Annotated in this window: 18 protein-coding genes; 8 read left to right on the top strand and 10 right to left on the bottom strand. The window is 64.0% G+C overall.

All coding sequences use genetic code 11. The features are described 5' to 3' along the window. Positions 1-123: 123 nt before the first annotated feature. From H8A95_RS25835 to H8A95_RS25820, 4 genes are all read right to left on the bottom strand, one after another. Complete coding sequence (locus tag H8A95_RS25835; protein ID WP_229185718.1) at positions 124-1,623, bottom strand: tripartite tricarboxylate transporter permease; 1,500 nt, start codon at positions 1,621-1,623, stop codon at positions 124-126. After that, positions 1,623-2,114, bottom strand: a complete 492-nt coding sequence (locus H8A95_RS25830) for a tripartite tricarboxylate transporter TctB family protein (RefSeq protein WP_229185716.1) — start codon at positions 2,112-2,114, stop codon at positions 1,623-1,625. The genes H8A95_RS25835 and H8A95_RS25830 overlap by 1 nt, the downstream gene beginning before the upstream one ends. Beyond that, positions 2,111-3,079: a Bug family tripartite tricarboxylate transporter substrate binding protein gene (locus H8A95_RS25825; RefSeq protein WP_420839455.1), complete on the bottom strand. Its 969-nt coding sequence runs from the start codon at positions 3,077-3,079 to the stop codon at positions 2,111-2,113. The genes H8A95_RS25830 and H8A95_RS25825 overlap by 4 nt, the downstream gene beginning before the upstream one ends. 332 nt (positions 3,080-3,411) lie before the next feature. After that, positions 3,412-4,398, bottom strand: a complete 987-nt coding sequence (locus H8A95_RS25820) for an ABC transporter substrate-binding protein (protein ID WP_229185714.1) — start codon at positions 4,396-4,398, stop codon at positions 3,412-3,414. A gap of 482 nt (positions 4,399-4,880) precedes the next feature. Here H8A95_RS25820 and H8A95_RS25815 point away from each other — a divergent pair, with 482 nt between their 5' ends. Both H8A95_RS25815 and H8A95_RS25810 read left to right on the top strand, forming a co-directional pair. Further along, positions 4,881-5,081 (top strand): hypothetical protein, encoded by a 201-nt coding sequence (locus tag H8A95_RS25815; protein WP_229185712.1) that lies wholly within the window; start codon positions 4,881-4,883, stop codon positions 5,079-5,081. A 53-nt stretch (positions 5,082-5,134) separates the two neighbouring features. After that, positions 5,135-5,365 carry a DUF6894 family protein gene (locus H8A95_RS25810; protein WP_229185710.1) on the top strand — a complete coding sequence of 77 codons (231 nt, stop codon included), beginning with the start codon at positions 5,135-5,137 and terminating at the stop codon, positions 5,363-5,365. 358 nt (positions 5,366-5,723) lie between these two features. Here the strand turns inward: H8A95_RS25810 and H8A95_RS25805 are convergent, their stop codons facing one another. The 4 genes from H8A95_RS25805 to H8A95_RS25790 all read right to left on the bottom strand — a co-directional run bounded on the left by H8A95_RS25805 (position 5,724) and on the right by H8A95_RS25790 (position 8,133). Further along, complete coding sequence (locus H8A95_RS25805) at positions 5,724-5,945, bottom strand: hypothetical protein (RefSeq protein WP_050422593.1); 222 nt, start codon at positions 5,943-5,945, stop codon at positions 5,724-5,726. Between the two features lie 20 nt (positions 5,946-5,965). Beyond that, the gene (locus H8A95_RS25800; protein WP_050627401.1) at positions 5,966-6,196 is read right to left on the bottom strand and encodes a hypothetical protein; all 231 of its coding nucleotides are present in this window, start codon (positions 6,194-6,196) and stop codon (positions 5,966-5,968) included. 292 nt (positions 6,197-6,488) lie between these two features. Beyond that, the gene (ldtR, locus tag H8A95_RS25795; protein ID WP_024583358.1) at positions 6,489-7,007 is read right to left on the bottom strand and encodes a transcriptional regulator LdtR; all 519 of its coding nucleotides are present in this window, start codon (positions 7,005-7,007) and stop codon (positions 6,489-6,491) included. Positions 7,008-7,671: 664 nt separating this feature from the next. Beyond that, positions 7,672-8,133, bottom strand: a complete 462-nt coding sequence (locus H8A95_RS25790) for a DUF6163 family protein (RefSeq protein WP_163149684.1) — start codon at positions 8,131-8,133, stop codon at positions 7,672-7,674. A gap of 196 nt (positions 8,134-8,329) precedes the next feature. Here H8A95_RS25790 and hemB point away from each other — a divergent pair, with 196 nt between their 5' ends. Next, positions 8,330-9,394 carry a porphobilinogen synthase gene (gene hemB / locus H8A95_RS25785; protein WP_229185708.1) on the top strand — a complete coding sequence of 355 codons (1,065 nt, stop codon included), beginning with the start codon at positions 8,330-8,332 and terminating at the stop codon, positions 9,392-9,394. On the opposite strand, the gene H8A95_RS25780 is transcribed toward hemB, so the two are convergent. Beyond that, on the bottom strand, positions 9,378-10,037 hold the full coding sequence (locus H8A95_RS25780) for a DUF6151 family protein (RefSeq protein ID WP_229185706.1): 660 nt from the start codon (positions 10,035-10,037) through the stop codon (positions 9,378-9,380). The genes hemB and H8A95_RS25780 overlap by 17 nt on opposite strands. Positions 10,038-10,194: 157 nt before the next feature. On the opposite strand from H8A95_RS25780, the gene H8A95_RS25775 reads away from it, so the two are divergent. Continuing rightward, a complete protein-coding gene (locus H8A95_RS25775; protein WP_229185705.1) occupies positions 10,195-10,752 on the top strand; it encodes an RDD family protein in 558 nt (185 codons plus the stop codon). Positions 10,753-10,838: 86 nt separating this feature from the next. Next, on the top strand, positions 10,839-11,615 hold the full coding sequence (locus tag H8A95_RS25770) for an arginyltransferase (protein ID WP_163149692.1): 777 nt from the start codon (positions 10,839-10,841) through the stop codon (positions 11,613-11,615). Between the two features lie 18 nt (positions 11,616-11,633). Here the strand turns inward: H8A95_RS25770 and H8A95_RS25765 are convergent, their stop codons facing one another. Then, entirely contained in the window at positions 11,634-13,010 is a 1,377-nt protein-coding gene (locus H8A95_RS25765; RefSeq protein ID WP_229185703.1) for an Nramp family divalent metal transporter, read from the bottom strand. Positions 13,011-13,131: 121 nt separating this feature from the next. Between H8A95_RS25765 and H8A95_RS25760 the strand changes: the two genes are divergently transcribed. The 3 genes from H8A95_RS25760 to H8A95_RS25750 form a co-directional block, all read left to right on the top strand. Continuing rightward, positions 13,132-14,262, top strand: a complete 1,131-nt coding sequence (locus H8A95_RS25760) for a PspA/IM30 family protein (RefSeq protein WP_229185702.1) — start codon at positions 13,132-13,134, stop codon at positions 14,260-14,262. Continuing rightward, the gene (locus H8A95_RS25755) at positions 14,259-14,918 is read left to right on the top strand and encodes an OB-fold-containig protein (protein WP_229185700.1); all 660 of its coding nucleotides are present in this window, start codon (positions 14,259-14,261) and stop codon (positions 14,916-14,918) included. Before H8A95_RS25760 ends, H8A95_RS25755 begins: the two co-directional genes overlap by 4 nt. Positions 14,919-14,921: 3 nt before the next feature. Beyond that, positions 14,922-16,627, top strand: a 1,706-nt coding sequence (locus H8A95_RS25750) for a flotillin family protein (RefSeq protein WP_229185699.1), incomplete at its 3' end; no start/stop codon positions are given.

The raw sequence follows: 16,627 nt of genomic DNA, 5'->3' as shown, positions 1-16,627 counted from the left end.
GTTATTTCCCGATCACACAAATGTTTGGCGACCTCGCCATCTCTGTGCCGGTCAATTTGGTCTGCCATCGGTGCATGACGGACTCCGGCGAGCCTCCCGCCGGCAGATCGATCGGCTCACGACCTAATCCTCATTCGCCTTGAACCGCCCCAATCCCCTCAGCACGAACGGCGCGGCCAGCGCGATCAGCGCAATGCCGAGCAAGGTCGCCGACATCGGGCTCTGCAGCAGCACCATGGGATCGCCGAGGCTGATCGCCAGCGCGCGGCGCAGCTGACTTTCGGCGATCGGGCCGAGGATCAATCCGATCACGACCGGCGCGATCGGGAAATCGAACCGTCGCATCAGAAAGCCCATCACGCCGAACGCCGCCAGCATCGAGAGCTCGACGACCGACGGCTTGGCCGCGATCGTGCCCATGGTGGCGAACACCAGAATGCCGGCATAGAGCCACGGTTGCGGGATCGCGAGCAGCCGCACCCATAGCCCGACCAGCGGCAAATTGAGCACCAGCAGCATGCCGTTGGCGATGAACAGGCTCGCGATCAGGCCCCACACCAGATCGGGCCGCTCCGCGAACAACAGCGGACCCGGGTTGAGACCGTATTGCTGAAAACCCGCCAGCATCATCGCCGCGGTGGCCGAGGTCGGAAGCCCAAGCGTCAACAGCGGCACCAGCGTCCCGGCGGCGGAGGCGTTGTTGGCGGCTTCGGGTCCGGCGACGCCCTCGATCGCGCCCTTGCCGAACTCCTCCGGATGCTTGGTCAGCCGCCGCTCGGTCGAATAGGACAGGAAGGTCGGGATCTCAGCGCCGCCCGCCGGCAGCGCGCCGATCGGAAAGCCGAACAGCGTGCCGCGCAGCCACGGCTTCCACGAGCGTCGCCAATCCTCCCGCGTCATCCACAGCGAGCCGCGCACCGGCTCGAGCTTTTCCTCGGCGTGATGACGGCGCGAGGCGACGAAGAGCGCCTCGCCCACCGCGAACAGACCGACCGCGAGCGTCGTCACCTCGACGCCGTCGAGCAGCTCGGGGATGCCGAACGCAAGCCGCGCCTGACCCGTGAGCTTGTCGATGCCGACCAGCCCGAGCGCCAGGCCGATGAACAGGCTGGTCAGGCCGCGCACCGGCGAGTCACCGAAGGTCGCCGACACCGTGACGAAGGCAACGCACATCAGCGCGAAGTAATCCTCCGGCCCGAAGCGCACCGCGAAGTCGACCAGCCATGGCGCAAGAAACGCGAGGCCGATGGTGGCGATGGTGCCGGCGACGAACGAGCCGATCGCCGAGGTTGCCAGCGCCGGGCCTCCACGGCCGGCCTTGGCCATCTTATTGCCCTCCAGCGCGGTCGCCATCGACGCGCTCTCGCCCGGCGTGTTGATCAGGATCGCGGTGGTCGATCCGCCATACATGCCGCCATAATAGATGCCGGCGAACATGATCAGCGAACCGCCGGGATCGAGCTTGTAGGTTACCGGCAGCAGCAGCGCGACCGTCAGCGCCGGACCGATGCCCGGCAACACACCGACCGCGGTGCCGAGGAACACGCCGATCAGGGCGTAGAGCAGGTTGATCGGCTGCATGGCGACCGCCATGCCATGCGCCAGCGCGGCGAACGTATCCATCACAGCAGTCGCTCCAGCGGGCCGGCGGGAAGGCTCAGCGTCAACAACTTGTCGAACGCGAGATAGATGAGGGTCGTGATCAGCAGAGCGATGACGGTGTCGGCCAGCACGGCGCGGCGACCGAAGGCGGCAGACGTGGTGACGAACAGTGCCGAGGTGGCGAGGATGAAGCCGCCGCCGAAGCCGATGATGCCGATCAAGAGCGCAAGGCCAGCGATGATCAGCCACACCGGTTTCGGATCCATGCTCTCGCGCGGCGGCAGGTTGCCGCGCAGCGCGTCGATCAGATTGCCGACGGCAAGGATGACGAGGCCGATCGCGATGACGATCGGCATCGCCTCCGGCCCCATTCCGTACATCGTGGTCGCAGGCAGTTTGCTGGCGTCCCACACCAGGACCGCCGCGAGCACGGCAAGCGCGGCCGCGATGACGACCCCCGCGCGGTCGACGCGCCGCGCCGGCAGCTTCCCGGAAGCGGCGTCCAGCGTCATGACTTCACGAGGCCGACGGACTTCAGCACCTCGGTCACGCGCGTGATCTCCTTCTTGAGGAAATCCGCGAATGCATCGCCGCCGAGATAGGCGTCATCCCAGCCCTTCTGCTTCAGGATGTCCTTCCAGGCGTCGGACTTCACCATCTTCTCGACGGCATCGCCGAGCGCCTTGCGCTGCTCCGGCGTGATGCCGGGCGGTGCGACCACCGAACGCCAGTTGGCGAGCACCAGCTCGATCCCCTGCTCCTTGAAGGTCGGGATGTCGACACCGGGCAGACGGTGCGCCGACGTCACGCCGAGTGCGCGCAGCTTGCCGGCCTTGATCTGGCCATCGTATTCGCTGAGGCCGGAAATGCCGGCGGTGACCTTGCCGCCGAGAATGGCGGCGAGCGACTCGCCGCCGCCGGAGAACGGAATGTAATTGATCTTCCTCGCATCGGCGCCGACCGTGCCCGCGAACAGCGCCGCCATCACATGGTCGACGCCGCCGGCCGAGCCGCCGGCAAAGGTCACCTTGGCGATGTCGGCCTTGAGCGCGGCGGCGAGATCCTGCGCCGTCTTCAGCGGCGAATTCGCCGGCACCACGATGACCTGGATCTCCTCGGTCAGGCGCGCGATCGGCGTCACCTGATCCAGCGTGACCGGCGACTTGTTCATGGCGAGCGCGCCCACCATGACGAAGCCGTTCACCATCATCTGGTTGCCGTCGCCCCTGGCGCCGTTGACGAACTGCGCGATGCCGACGCTGCCGCCGGCGCCGGGCACGTTGGTGACCTGGACGCTGCGCGCGACACCTGAGGCAACCAGCGCCTGCTGCATCGAACGCGCGGTCTGATCCCAACCACCGCCGGGCGCTGCCGGCGCCATCAGCTTGAGCTCGAGCTGCTGCGCAGGCGCCGGACCACTCGCCCCAAGCAACAACGCGACGACCGCGCCGAACAGGCGCATGTGGGACGAGATCATGAGGCTTCCTCCTGAATATTCAGAAGCAGCCTGGCGATCGCTGGCTGCATCCGGTCATGTGGTCGCAGCGCCAGTCGGAAAGCGCGGTCCCATCGGATCAGGGAATCGCTCGCCGATCTCGCGTCTGCGTGTCCCTAGCGACCATTCGCCTCAGCCTTCGGCAAGCCGCACGGCGCAACTACGCCGTGCAGCAAATCGTCGCACCTCGCCGATCTTTTTTTTGCTTGCCTTGATTTGAGCGAGCCTCTGTCGGCCCCTCCACGCGAAGATCTCGAGGTCTCTGCTCCAAACGAATGCCCGCGAAATATTGTCGCTCGACAGTCAGAGGCTCGCTACTCGATCACTTTCGATCCCTTGATCGTATCTGGACTGAGGCTTATGCCGAGTTCTCTCGCCGTCCTCAGATTGAACACGACATCGTATCGGCTGTACCGTTCGATCCCGAGATCGCGCGGATTTGCGCCCTTGAGGATCAGATCGACGAAGTTAGCCGAGCGCTCGGCGCACCCGGGAACATCGGGATTGACCTGCAGCAATGCGCCCGCTTCAGCAGCCAATGCCTCGCTCATCGCTAGCGGAATTTTATGTTTAAGAGACAAGTCGGCCAGAAGCTTGCGTTGGAAGAAAAAGAACGGCCCCTGCAAACTCGTGACTGCATCAGCACCGTTCCGCTTGGCATCGACGATTGCGGGTTCTAGATCGTCGACCTTGCCGATCTCAAGCGTCACGAGCTTGATGTTTGCTTTCGAGGACGCGGCTCGCATAGCACTGAGCAATTCGTCGTTGCCGGGATAAGGATTGACGAGAACCGCCAGAGTTCTCGCCACCGGCAATATCTTTCGCACTATCTCAACCCGGGCGGCCGCGGCTTCATCGGCGATCAAGTTCATGCCGGTCACGTTAGTGCCGGGGCGATCCCAGCTTTTTATGAGGCCCATCGAAACAAAGTCGCCCCCCGCGGTGGCGCTCACAATCGGTACCGTGTTCGTAATCCGTGCTGCCGCGACCAACGCTTCTCCGGCCACTGCAACGATCACTTTCACGTCCAGTTCAATCAAATCTCGCACAATTAACGGCAACTGATCGAGCTTGCCCTCGGCGAACCGATATTCGAGGGCGACGGTCCTGCCATCTTCATGGCCCAGCACCGCCATACCCGCGACGACCGCGCTGATCGATGGGATCGGGCCTTTGGGTCCTGGATGTACGAGGCCGACCTTCGGTAGGTCAGCCGCCAACAATCGTTCTGCGGAAATCAAGCTCGAGGCGGATACCGCCACCGTAGCAAACAGAATTTGTCGCCGGTCTGGATCGCGCATGATCAACTCGCAACACAACGCCGCCCGCTTAAAATACATGCGGGCGGCGCTGGCTCTAGCCCCAGGAAGGTCGTGCAAAATCCTGATGAATGTAGGTCGCGCGAGGCGCACCGAGGTCTCATACCCATGAAGGGGTAACTCGCCTCCGCAGGAATGATCGAACCTTGGCCTCAGCCCCTTCACATTTCATCGGGAAACCGCAGCGCGGCGGCTGCTCCCGAGGACCGGCCCCGACCAACGACCCCCGGCACCAGAGATTTCACAGCACCGGGGATCGCTACTCCCGGGGAGCTTGGGGGCAAAGGCCGGGAGCTGAATATCGACTCCCCCGGTTCCCGTTCGTTCCAGCGGAACCACAGGAACGTTTCGCTCTGCGCAAAAGTTATCGAGCGTCACCGCGCGGTCCCGGTATCCCCCGGTATCCATCGGTGATGAGAACGCCAATTGCGCTCCCGCCTTCTTCCAGCAGGAAAGGACAGCGCATGTTCAGGCGTCGTCGTTTCAAGCAAACGCACTCTCTGGAACATCGCCTTCTCGCAGAGGCCAAGAGCCTGCGCGAGGAAGCAAGGGCTCTTCCCACCGGAATCGAGAAGGAGCGGCTGTTGCAGAAGGCACGGCAGGCCGATACGGCCGCTCATTTGAGCGAATGGCTGTCGTCGCCAGGACTGTTGTCACCTGAATAGGAACACAATCTATCGGATGGCTGTTCCTCACCATTGCTCGAGGAGCAATGGAAATGCCCCGCTATTTCTTTGACATCAGGGACGACGGCGACCTCTACCCCGATGAAGAGGGGCTGGACCTCGCAGATCTGAAAGCCGCCAAGGTTGAAGCTGCGAACACGCTGGCTGGCATTGCCAGAGACGCCGGTCATTCCGGCGGGGAGAATGATGTTGCGATTGAAGTGCGCACCGACGACGGACTGGTGTTTCATGCCGCCTTCGTCCTACAACGATCCAAGCAATAAGCCACGCAGCCCCTCCCCCGGACGACGAACCGCGCCGGCAACAAACACGGTGTCGTCCCAGCGAAAGCAGGACCCATAACCACAAATGCTGACTGACGCGCGATGTTGGAACGACGAATCCTGATCGCAACATCCGCCGCGGAGTATGGGTCCCTGCGTTCGCAGGGACGACGCGCGGGAGGAGTTGCGTACTCGCTCCGATGTCATCGCCGGGCTCGACCGGGAGATCCAGTACGCCGCGACTTATCGATTCAAGCGCAGGCGTCTCTGGAATTCTGAATCACCCGCGTGCGCTTTCGCGGGTGATGACACCGAGTGGCTGTTTGACAGTTGAACCAGAAACAGGGAGCGCAAGCCTCTACAGTCCCGTGTACCCGGCCTTCACATGGTCGGTGCTGCCGTCGAGCTGGCGCAGATAGGTCAGCCCGCACACGGTTAGCCGATGCGTATCGCGCTCGCCCGCATCGAACAGCGTTTGCACGTACTCTGTCACCTTCGCCCGCGCTTCGTCGCTTGCAGCGGACGTGCGGTTGAGCAGCAGATCGTACGTCTGCATGATGCGATCGATAGCGGCTTCCATTGAAGTCTCCGGGTTGACGCTCAGGCGACCACCAGCGTCTCGGCCTCGAACTTCGCGATCGCCTTGTTGGCGAGGCGGAGTCGGTTCAGCTCACCGCGCTGGAACAGCTTCACGATGATGCCGAGCAGGCGCTCATTGGTGGCGAAAGTGTCGGGAATGGCGCCGGATTTGCGCAGATAATTCGAGGCGATCGCGTAGGCGTCACCGACGACCTCGACATTCAGCACCTCGATCCCGCGTTCGACCAGCATGTCCCGCTTCTCCATCAGAGCGTTCTCAAGCGAAGTGGGCACCAGTTCGCATGAAGAAAACGCGTCTAAAGCATCCGGGCGTGACGAGATCGGATCTCGACACGTCGGGAAACGAGATAAAGCGCAGGGAATGCCTTGGTTCCTCGCCGGGACCCATTTATTTTCGCAGGTGCAGCATGAACCAAATGCAGCACGAAAAACGCATCGGCCGGGCATGACCGATGCGTTACTGGAGGAAGGCTGCCGGTCTTCTCAAGCGGCCGGCTTGGCCATCAGGCGAAAAGAGGAAGGCTCAGAGGCGATACAGGATCTGGTCGGTCCAGAAGCGCTCGAGGCGATGCAGCGACTTGTTGAGGCTCGCGAACTCCTCGTTGGAGATGCCGCCGACCTGCTCGACCGTCTTGACGTGCTTCTGATAGAGCGCGTCGACGATCTTGCGGACTTCCTGGCCCTGCGGGGTCAGACGAATGCGGACCGAGCGGCGATCGACGCGCGAGCGCTGATGATCGAGGAAGCCGAGCTCGACGAGCTTCTTCAGATTGTAGGAGACGTTGGAGCCGAGATAGTAGCCGCGGGTACGCAGCTCGCCGGCGGTCAGTTCCTTGTCGCCGATATTGTACAGGAGCAGCGCCTGCACGGAGTTGATGTCGGCGCGGCCGCGACGATCGAATTCGTCCTTGATGACGTCGAGGAGCCGGCGATGCAGCCGCTCCACCAAAGTCAGGGCTTCGAGATAGAGCGGCTGCACCGGAGCTTGGCCGGCAGCGCGATCAGCGGCATCCGCCGCCGTTGTCGCAACGGCTTTCATCATGACACTTCCCCTGTTTGTCGTTTTTATCGACTTTATTCGACGAAACTTGTGTCCCGCCTGATAGGTCCAACGTAAGGGGGCCGTTTGAATATCCGCTTAAATAAGAGAATAAAGAGATCATGAATTTAAGACAGTGAATCGTGGATTAAGCCCATGGATCAAGGGCTTTTCGCAACTTTTCATTGACGGTGGCAGGCTCCTGTTCACGCTTCGTCTGCCTCCCCTGTCACATTCGGAAACAGCCTCGTCTGAATTCGAAACGACGGCGTAACGTGTGTGAGGGAACCCTTTACGGTGACCGATCGGTTACCGGAAAATTCTTTGAAAATTTTATGGGAGTGCATCGGCGGGACCTGCACGCGATGCGCGCAAGCGGTCCTCATGCGTTGCTGTGGCCAGATCGGTTCCGCCGTCGGCCCGCGCAAAGCCGGCCGGCACACGCACCGAGATCCGGAGAAATGGGTCCCGACGGCAGGTCCCGCGGAGACGCTCCGGGAATGGGGGCGCCTCGAAAGGGGTGCGATCTGTGGCAACCACCTAGCAGAACCAGCGACGCTGTCTTCTCGTTGGGCGCACGGCTGCAATATAATGGCGGACGCCATCGGCTATTCGTCGCGCTGTCGCCTCCAGGCAACAGTGCATCAGGCCGTCATTGCACGCGGGCCTATGGCGGGCGTTCGCGCGCCGACATCCAGGCGAGCGCGAGATAGGCCGCGAGCATCAGGGCTTCGAACCCGACCACGGTGAGGCTGCCGCCATAGATGCCCGGAAACATCAGCTCGATGACCGCCATCGACACCACGGTGGTGAGCCAGACCACGGCGCCCCAGGGCGTCGCCAGCCAGAGCCCGACGGCGGCGACGAGCTCGATGACGGCGAAATAGATCGTGGCGGTCTGCCAGGCCATCGACTGGTTCTCGAAGGCCTCCTCCTCGCCCCCGACGAAGCCCGTCACCTGGGCCCAGTGATAGAGGCCCTTGGCGACCGAGACGACGGCCATGATGCGCAGGAAGATGACGAGGCGTCGCGTCCACGCATTGTCGTCCGGCTGGATCCGGTCGGACGAGATCGCGCTCACCGAGATGGCGTTGTCGCGCGCCTGATCGCGTGCAGAGGTGTCAGACATCCGAATCGCCGCGCAACGGCTGCAAAATGGGGTTCATGGCGCAGTCTTGGCCCGCCGGGGACGCAAAATCAATTGCCGTTGCGGCAAATCAAGGGCGCCCGGGACGCAGTGGCGGTGCAATGACGGCGCCCCTGACAGGTGCTAGAACTGGACTTATATCAGGTCCAAACCAGCCGTCCCTCGAGGAGAAGACAACATGGCGATCAAATTCGGGCGCCCGATCGAACTGCGCGACACGCCGCGGCGCCAGACCGATGCCCTCGCCTCCCCCTCGCTCGACCTCACCATCCGGATGCGCCGCAATCGCAAGACCGAATGGGCCCGCCGCCTGGTGCGCGAGAACGTGCTGACCACCGACGACCTGATCTGGCCGATGTTCGTGGTCGACGGCCACAACACCCGCACCCCGGTGGCCTCGATGCCCGGCGTCGAGCGGCTCACCGTCGACCAGATCGTCCGCGACGCCGAACGCGCCGCCAAGCTCAACATCCCCTGCATCGCGCTGTTTCCCTTCACCGAACCGTCGCTGCGCGACGAGCAAGGTTCGGAGGCGCTCAATCCCGACAATCTGGTCTGCCAGGCGGTGCGCGCGATCAAGAAGGAGTTTCCCGACATCGGCGTGCTCTGCGACGTCGCGCTCGATCCCTTCACCAGCCACGGCCATGACGGGCTGATCGAGGGCGGCAGGATCCTCAACGACGAGACCGTCGCGGTGCTGGTGAAGCAGGCGCTGACCCAGGCCGAGGCCGGCTGCGACGTGATCGCACCGTCGGACATGATGGACGGCCGCATCGGCGCGATCCGCGAGGCGCTCGACGACAATGGTTTCGGCGACGTGCAGATCATGTCCTATGCGGCGAAATATGCGTCGGCGTTCTACGGCCCGTTCCGCGACGCGATCGGCTCGGCCAAGACGCTGACCGGCGACAAGCGCACCTATCAGATGGACAGCGCCAATTCCGACGAGGCCTTGCGCGAGGTCGAGCTCGACATCGCCGAGGGCGCCGACATGGTGATGGTGAAGCCGGGCATGCCCTATCTCGACATCGTCCGCCGCGTGAAGGACCATTTCGCGATGCCGACCTTCGTCTACCAGGTGTCCGGCGAATACGCGATGATCGCGGGCGCCGCCGCCAATGGCTGGATCGACGGCGAGCGCGCGATGATGGAGAGCCTGGTCGGCTTCAAGCGCGCCGGCGCCGACGGCATCCTCACCTATTTCGCGCCGAAGGCCGCCGAGAAGATCAAGGCGGAGGGCTGAGCTCCGTCTGGCCCGCGGCCGGCGCCGTCGGATGCGGGCCACACAGCGGACGCAGTGCGTCGCGTTGCTGTTGCGTCAGCACGGTCAGCGGGTAAATCGGCGCGCCGGTCTCGCGGCTGAAGAACGGATGCGGCCACGCCTTTCCGCGCAGGCGCCAGCCCAGCACCTTGCCGATCACGCGCACGATCAGCGACAGGTTCAATCCGGTCGAGCCCTTCGGCGCCTCGCCGACCGCATATTTCCCGAGGATCGCGCCGACCGGTTTGCCGAATGCTTCATCGGCACGGTCCGCGCCGCCGTCGAACACGGGCGCGACAATTCCGACGAACGGGACCTTTGGCGTCAGCGTGTTGCCGACCGGGGTGTTGCAGCACGTCGCGTACCAGCGGAACAGCCCCGTCGGCGTCAGCCGGACGCCTGCGATCTTGTCTTGCCCCTGCAAGAAGCTGAGCGATGACGGCGCGACTTGGACGATATCGGTGCCGCCGTGTGCATCGAGCAGATCGGCGCGGCCGAGTTGATGAAGAAACGCTTGGCAATCATCGCAGTAACAGGTCACACGATTGGCCGATTTGGGCGACGGGTTCGAGACGACACCGAAGACCTCTCCGCACCTGCAGCGCAGCCCGATCCGCGTGCTCATGGGTTCCTCTCGGCTTGCCGGACGCAACATACACGTTCCGCGACCACCGATGGCCGCCGAATCGCCGGAATATTTCGGCTAGTTAATGTTCGCGCAGCCTTGGCAGGCGAACCTCCTGTTCCCATGTCCTGCGCGGGACTTTCATCGGAGGTTGGTCATGTCCTATGGCAATGGCGGCAACGCGTGGCGCAGCGAAGCCTGGCGCAGCGACGGCGGCGTTCCCCCGCATGCGTTCGATCCGTCGATGCAGCCGGAACTGTTCCGCGGCGTGCTGACGCGGCGTGTGTTTGCATTCCTGATCGACCTCTTCGTGCTGTCGGTGCCCGTGATCCTCGCGGTGATCTTCATTGCCGTGTTCGGCCTCGTTACGCTCGGCCTCGGCTGGGCGCTGTTCTGGCTGGTGTCGCCGGCCTCGATCGTCTGGGCGATCGTCTATTACGGCGCCTCGATCGGCGGCCAGCACTCGGCCACGCCAGGCATGCGCATGATGGATCTGGAACTGCGCACCTGGTACGGCGCGCGCGGCTATTTCGTGCTCGGCGCCGTCCACGCGGTGCTGTTCTGGGTGACGATCTCGTTCCTGTCGCCGCTGGTGCTGCTGGTCGGGCTCCTCAACGGCCGCCGCCGGCTGCTGCACGACATCATCCTCGGAACCGTGATTATCAACAGCTCGGTCCGGACCCAGGTCACCCCGGCGGCGCGGGCCACTTATTAGGCCCGCCTAAACCAATTGACCGTTAGCCTCCGGGGGGCGATGCTAACTCGGCTGCCTGTATTGTTTGTGGAGCCCGACGATCAGACGTGACCCAGCACTCGCGTGATACCCCTCAGTTCTATCTGACGGCGCCCTCTCCCTGCCCGTATCTCCCGGGCCGGCACGAGCGCAAGGTTTTCACGCATCTGGTCGGCGACAAAGCGGGCGACCTCAACGACTTGCTGACCCATGGCGGCTTCCGCCGCAGCCAGTCGATCGCCTACCGCCCGGCCTGCGACCAGTGCCGGGCCTGCGTCTCGGTCCGGGTGGTCGCCAACGAATTCCGCCCCTCCCGCAACTTCCGAAAGGTACTGGCCCGCAACGCCGACATCATCGGCGAGCAGCGCACCGCGGTGCCGACATCCGAGCAATATTCGGTCTTCCGCGCCTATCTCGACCGCCGCCACCGCAACGGCGGCATGGCCGACATGACCGTGCTGGACTACGCGATGATGGTCGAGGACAGCCATGTCGAGACCCGGATCATCGAGTACCGCAAGCGCAATGCCGACAGCGCCATCACCGGCCGCGGCGACGAGCTGATGGCGGTGGCGCTGACCGACGTGCTCAGCGACGGGCTGTCGATGGTCTATTCGTTCTTCGAGCCGGGGCTTGAGGCCCGCTCGCTCGGCACCTTCATGATCCTCGACCACATCGCCCGCGCCCGCCGGCAGGGGCTGCCCTACGTCTATCTCGGCTACTGGATCGAGGGCTCCAAGAAGATGGACTACAAGGGCCGCTTCCTGCCGCAGCAGCGGCTCGCGCCGTCGGGCTGGCTGCGCGTCGATGCCACGGGCGAGGTGCTGGCCGAGCCGCAGGACTAGCGCTTTCGATCAGGCGCTCTAGGTGCCGAAGATCGTGTCATAGAGCAGCTTCACGTTCAGGACCACGATCAAACCGGCGACGATCCACGCCGCCACCGCAACCGGGACCGAGATCGCGAACGCGCCCATCTTGCGCTTGTCGGACACGAAGCGCACCAGCGGGATCACCGCGAACGGCAGCTGCATCGACAGCACGACCTGACTGAACACCAACAGCTGCGCAGTACCGCTTTCGCCATAGAGCGCGGCGACCACGATGACCGGGACGATCGCGATGCCCCGCGTCACCAACCGCTGCAACCAGTCGGGCAGCTTGAGGTCGAGGAAGCCCTGCATCACGATCTGGCCCGCCAGCGTCGCGGTCACCGTCGAGTTGAGGCCGGATGCCAGCAGCGCCACCGCAAACAGCGTTGAGGCGATGCCGAGGCCGAGCAGCGGCGACAGCAACTCGAACGCCTGGTCGATCTCGGCGACGTCGGAATGGCCGCTCTTGTGGAAGGTCGCAGCCGCCAGCACCAGGATCGCGGCGTTGACGAACAGCGCCAGCATCAGCGCGATGGTGGAGTCGGTGGTCGCCCATTTGATCGCGTCCCGCCGGCCCGCCTCGGTGCGCGGATAGGCGCGGGTCTGCACGATCGAGGAGTGCAGATAGAGGTTATGCGGCATCACGGTGGCGCCGATGATGCCGATCGCGATGTAGAGCATCTCCGGATTGGTGACGATCTCGCGCGACGGCATGAAGCCGCCGAGCACGCCGGCAATCGGCGGCGCCGCGGCGGCGATCTGGACGGCGAAGCAGACCGCGATGACGATCAACAGCGCGATCACGAAGGCTTCGAGGAAGCGGAAGCCGCGGTTCATCAGGAGGAGCAGCAGGAACGCATCGAGCGCCGCGAGCAGCGCGCCGCCGATCAGGGGAATGCCGAACAAGAGCTTCAGCGCGATCGCGGTGCCGATCACCTCGGCGAGGTCGCAGGCGATGATCGCGGCCTCGCAGGCGAGCCAGAGCAGCAGGTTGACCGGGCGCGAATAGGTGGCGCGGCAGGCCTGCGCCAGATCGCGGTCGGTGGCGATGCCCAGCCGCGCGGAGAGCGCCTGCAGCAGGATCGCCATCAGGTTCGAGAGCAGGATGACCGACAGCAGCGTGTAGCCAAACTTCGATCCGCCCGCGAGATCGGTGGCCCAGTTGCCCGGGTCCATGTAGCCGACAGAGACCAGATAGCCCGGCCCGGCGAAGGCCAGCAGCCGCCGCCACCACAGGCCGCCGGTTGGTACCGCGACGGTCGCGTTGACCTCCGGCAGGCTCCGCGCATGTCCGGCATCATCCCGCCAGCCGCCCGGCACGGCGGCGTTGGGAACGGAAACGGAAGACATTTCAGGAGTCCGAGCGTCCATTGCGCCAGCTTGGCCGAACTCATCCGTTATTGCAACTCATTTGCAACTGCATCTGGGCTCACGAAAATGATACCGACTGCTCGTCTTGTAAAGCACTGAGGAAGTGCTTTACGTTAAACACATGATCAAGCTGCCCGTCGAGACACCAACCGCAACGCTGCGTTACGCCCTCGCCCCCGACCCGTCGGGCATCGAGGCGATCGAGGCGACCTTTGCGGCCTATGACCGGATGATGGCGATCCTCAACGAGGTCGCTCCCGTCGGCGCCAACCTGGTCTCGCTGCACGCCCAGGCCTACGAGAGGATCCGCAAGGAGACCGGCCTGCCCGCGCGACTGGTAACGCTCGGTCTGCGCGACCGTGCGAACTACGTCGCAGGCTCCGCCGTCCGCCGGATACCGCTCGACGACAAGTTGTTCGCGATCAAGGGTCCAACTTCACTGACCATTAGCACTGTCAGCGGGCGCGTCTTGGTGCCGTTCGACGTGCCGGGATATGTCTCGGGCTGGGAAAGCCCCTTCCCGGCGCATTTGATCTCGGATGGTCGCGGCTACGAAATCCACATCGCCGTCAAATCCAAATCAGCACAACCGGAGGAGAAGACCATGCTTCACGAAGGCATCCTTGCGCGCATGGGCCGGCTTCTTGCCGCCATCGCGAGCCAGACCATCGACAACGTCGAGAGCAACAACAAGGTGGCGCTGGTCAAACAGGCAATCCGCGAGATCGACGCCGGCGCCGACGAAGCGCGCTATGCGCTCGGCAAGTCCCGCGCCGAAGAATTCCGTTTGAAGAAGCGGCGTGAAGAACTGGATACCGAAACGACCGGTCTGAACGAGAAGATTCGTCTCGCACTTGCGGAAAATCGCGAGGATCTCGCGCGTGCCGGCGTCGCGCGACAAATTGACCTGGAGTCGCAGGTAATCGCGCTGGAACGCGCGATGGATTTCATCGAGCTCGAAATCGATGAGCAGACCAAGGCGCTGCAGGCCATGCTCGGCGCGCGGCGCGAGGCTGAGACACGATTGGCCGATCTCGAACAAAGCCTGATCCGCGAGGCCAAGGACGAAACCAGCCGGGGCCAATCGACGACCAATACATTGAGTGCTGAACGCGCCATGGCGGCGATCGCCCGGGTCACCGGTGTTCCCGCTGCAAGCGTGCTCGGCGACAAGGAGCTTGACGAACTCGATCGCCTGCACCGCGAAAAGGAAATCGCGGCGCGGCTTGAAAGGATCAAGTCAGAAAAATGAGTGTAGTTGGCGACATTCTGCTCGCCCCCGACGTGCGGCCCTTTGCGGTCGCGGCTGCGATCATGGTGGCACTTGGCGGTATCGAACTGCTCACCACCATGGTCGGACTTTCGATCAGCGAACTCATCGGCAAGGATTTCGCGGTCGAGGCCGAGAGCCATAATGCTCTCAGTGGCCTGTTTCTCTGGATCAACGCCGGGCGGCTTCCCCTCCTGATCCTGATCATCCTGATACTCGGCATATTCTCGATCGGAGGCTTCCTGCTTCAGGGAATGGCGCATGCCGTAGGCACCGCCATCCCGGTCTCGATTGCCGCGGTGGTAGCTGCTGCTGGCAGCGTCCCCGTGATCAGAAACACCAGCCGCGGCCTCGCCCGCATCATTCCGCGCGACGAGAGCTACGCGGTCAACGACAGCGACTTTGTCGGCAAGGTCGCAACCGTGTCGGTCGGCCCGCTCGATCAGGGCCTGCCCGGCAGGGTTCGTCTCAAGGATGTCTTCGGCAACTGGCACACCGTGTCGGCGCGTGCCAGCGCAGAGTCCGAGGCATTGCCGGTCGGCGCCAGCGTGCTGCTGGTCGATCGCGATGCCAAAGGCTTCATCGCGATTGCCGCTCCCTCCGATCTCGTCGAACACCAATCTTCCAACAGGGCATAACACATGTGGGAACTTGCTATACCCGTCGCCATCGGCGTCATTGCCATTCTCGTTATTGGTCTGCTGTTCGCAAAGCTCTACAAGCGCTCGACGCGCGATGAGGCCTATGTCCGCACCGGCCTCGGCGGCCAGAAGGTGGTGCTCGACGGCGGCTCGCTCGTGCTGCCGATCTTCCACTCCACCGCCGCGGTGAACCTGAAGACGCTGCGGCTCGAGGTCGCACGCGGCGGCCCGGACTCGCTGATCACCAAGGACCGCATGCGCGTCGACATCGGCGCCGAGTTCTATCTGCGCGTCAAACCCGACTCCTCGTCGATCGCACTCGCCGCGCAGACGCTCGGCAACCGCACCAATGACGCGGCCGAGCTGCGCGAGCTGGTCGAGGCCAAATTCGTCGACGGCCTGCGCTCGGTCGCCGCGACGATGAACCTCGAAGAGTTGCAGGAGCAGCGCGCCACCTTCGTCAAGGCGGTGCAGGACGCAGTCGGCGCCGACATCCAGAACAACGGCCTCGAGCTGGAATCGGTGTCGCTGACCCGGCTCGACCAGAGCGACATCAAGCATTTCAACCCGAGCAATTTCTTCGACGCGCACGGTCTGACCACTCTGACCAAGATCACCAAGGAGCGTGAGCAGGAGCGCAACCAGATCGTCCGCACCACCGAGGTCAATATCGCCCAGCAGGACCTGGTGGCGCGGCAGACCACGCTGACGATCGAAAGCACCAAGCGCGAGGCCGAGCTCGCCCAGCAGCGCGACATCGCCAACAAGACCGCCGCGATGCGGGCGCAGACGGCGCAGGTCGAACAGACCGCGTTGCAGAACGAAGCCGAATACCGCATTCAGCAGGAGCTCGCGGTCGCCAACAAGCAGACCGAGGCCAACCAGGCCCGCGACACCCGCAAGATCGAGGCTGATCTCGCGGTCAAGCGCCGCAATACCGAGATGGAGCGCGACCTTCAGATCGTAGCCCAGGAAAGCGCGATCGCGGTCGCGGCCAAGAGCAAGGAGCAGTCGGAGGCCCAGACCATTGCCGAGACCGCGCGTGCCGTCGCGATCTCCGCCGAGGAAAAGGTCACCACCGCCCGCGCCACCGAAATCGCCGAGCGGGACAAGATCATCAACGTGATCGCGGCGCGCAAAGCGGCCGAGACCGACGCGATGCCGATCACGGTCATGGCCGAGGCCGAACGCCAGGCCGCCGCCAACAAGGCGGAAGCCACCAACGTGCTCGCCAAGGCCGATGCGGCGGCCGCCACCACCCGTGCCGCCGGCGTCAAGGCGCTCGGCCAGGCCGAAGCCGAAGTCGCGACGATGAAGGCAGAGGCGCGCAACAGACTGAGCGCCGACATGATCGACTACGATCTCAATCTGGCGCGGATCAACGTGATCCCGAGCGCGCTCGCCGAGGCGGTGAAGCCGATCGAGAAGATCTCCGATATCCGGATCTTCGACACCGGTAGCATGCTCGGCCGCGGCGGCGCCAACGGCCATGCCAATGGCAATGGCGGGCTCGGGCTCGGCGACGGCCTCGCCGCGCAATTGCTGTCGGTCTCGGCATTCAAGCCGATGATCGACAAGATCCTGACCGAGGCAGGCTTCCCGGCCGGATCCGATGCACTCACCAGCCTGACCAGCGCGCTGGCGCAGCGCAAGGCCGAGGCGCCTGCAACCGGCGAGGACACCCGGCCCGCAACATTGGTCGGCAC

The organism is Bradyrhizobium oropedii (assembly GCF_020889685.1).
Lineage (GTDB): Bacteria > Pseudomonadota > Alphaproteobacteria > Rhizobiales > Xanthobacteraceae > Bradyrhizobium > Bradyrhizobium oropedii.
This window is presented reverse-complemented; position numbering and strand designations above follow the sequence as displayed.

What these genes read in the sequence shown, in the direction of transcription:
- H8A95_RS25835 (WP_229185718.1), bottom strand. Translation starts at nt 1,623, where the DNA reads ATGGATACGTTCGCCGCGCTGGCGCATGGCATGGCGGTCGCCATGCAG.
- H8A95_RS25830 (WP_229185716.1), bottom strand. Translation starts at nt 2,114, where the DNA reads ATGACGCTGGACGCCGCTTCCGGGAAGCTGCCGGCGCGGCGCGTCGAC.
- H8A95_RS25825 (WP_420839455.1), bottom strand. Translation starts at nt 3,079, where the DNA reads ATGATCTCGTCCCACATGCGCCTGTTCGGCGCGGTCGTCGCGTTGTTG.
- H8A95_RS25820 (WP_229185714.1), bottom strand. Translation starts at nt 4,398, where the DNA reads ATGCGCGATCCAGACCGGCGACAAATTCTGTTTGCTACGGTGGCGGTA.
- H8A95_RS25815 (WP_229185712.1), top strand. Translation starts at nt 4,881, where the DNA reads ATGTTCAGGCGTCGTCGTTTCAAGCAAACGCACTCTCTGGAACATCGC.
- H8A95_RS25810 (WP_229185710.1), top strand. Translation starts at nt 5,135, where the DNA reads ATGCCCCGCTATTTCTTTGACATCAGGGACGACGGCGACCTCTACCCC.
- H8A95_RS25805 (WP_050422593.1), bottom strand. Translation starts at nt 5,945, where the DNA reads ATGGAAGCCGCTATCGATCGCATCATGCAGACGTACGATCTGCTGCTC.
- H8A95_RS25800 (WP_050627401.1), bottom strand. Translation starts at nt 6,196, where the DNA reads ATGCTGGTCGAACGCGGGATCGAGGTGCTGAATGTCGAGGTCGTCGGT.
- ldtR (WP_024583358.1), bottom strand. Translation starts at nt 7,007, where the DNA reads ATGATGAAAGCCGTTGCGACAACGGCGGCGGATGCCGCTGATCGCGCT.
- H8A95_RS25790 (WP_163149684.1), bottom strand. Translation starts at nt 8,133, where the DNA reads ATGTCTGACACCTCTGCACGCGATCAGGCGCGCGACAACGCCATCTCG.
- hemB (WP_229185708.1), top strand. Translation starts at nt 8,330, where the DNA reads ATGGCGATCAAATTCGGGCGCCCGATCGAACTGCGCGACACGCCGCGG.
- H8A95_RS25780 (WP_229185706.1), bottom strand. Translation starts at nt 10,037, where the DNA reads ATGAGCACGCGGATCGGGCTGCGCTGCAGGTGCGGAGAGGTCTTCGGT.
- H8A95_RS25775 (WP_229185705.1), top strand. Translation starts at nt 10,195, where the DNA reads ATGTCCTATGGCAATGGCGGCAACGCGTGGCGCAGCGAAGCCTGGCGC.
- H8A95_RS25765 (WP_229185703.1), bottom strand. Translation starts at nt 13,010, where the DNA reads ATGGACGCTCGGACTCCTGAAATGTCTTCCGTTTCCGTTCCCAACGCC.
- H8A95_RS25760 (WP_229185702.1), top strand. Translation starts at nt 13,132, where the DNA reads ATGATCAAGCTGCCCGTCGAGACACCAACCGCAACGCTGCGTTACGCC.
- H8A95_RS25755 (WP_229185700.1), top strand. Translation starts at nt 14,259, where the DNA reads ATGAGTGTAGTTGGCGACATTCTGCTCGCCCCCGACGTGCGGCCCTTT.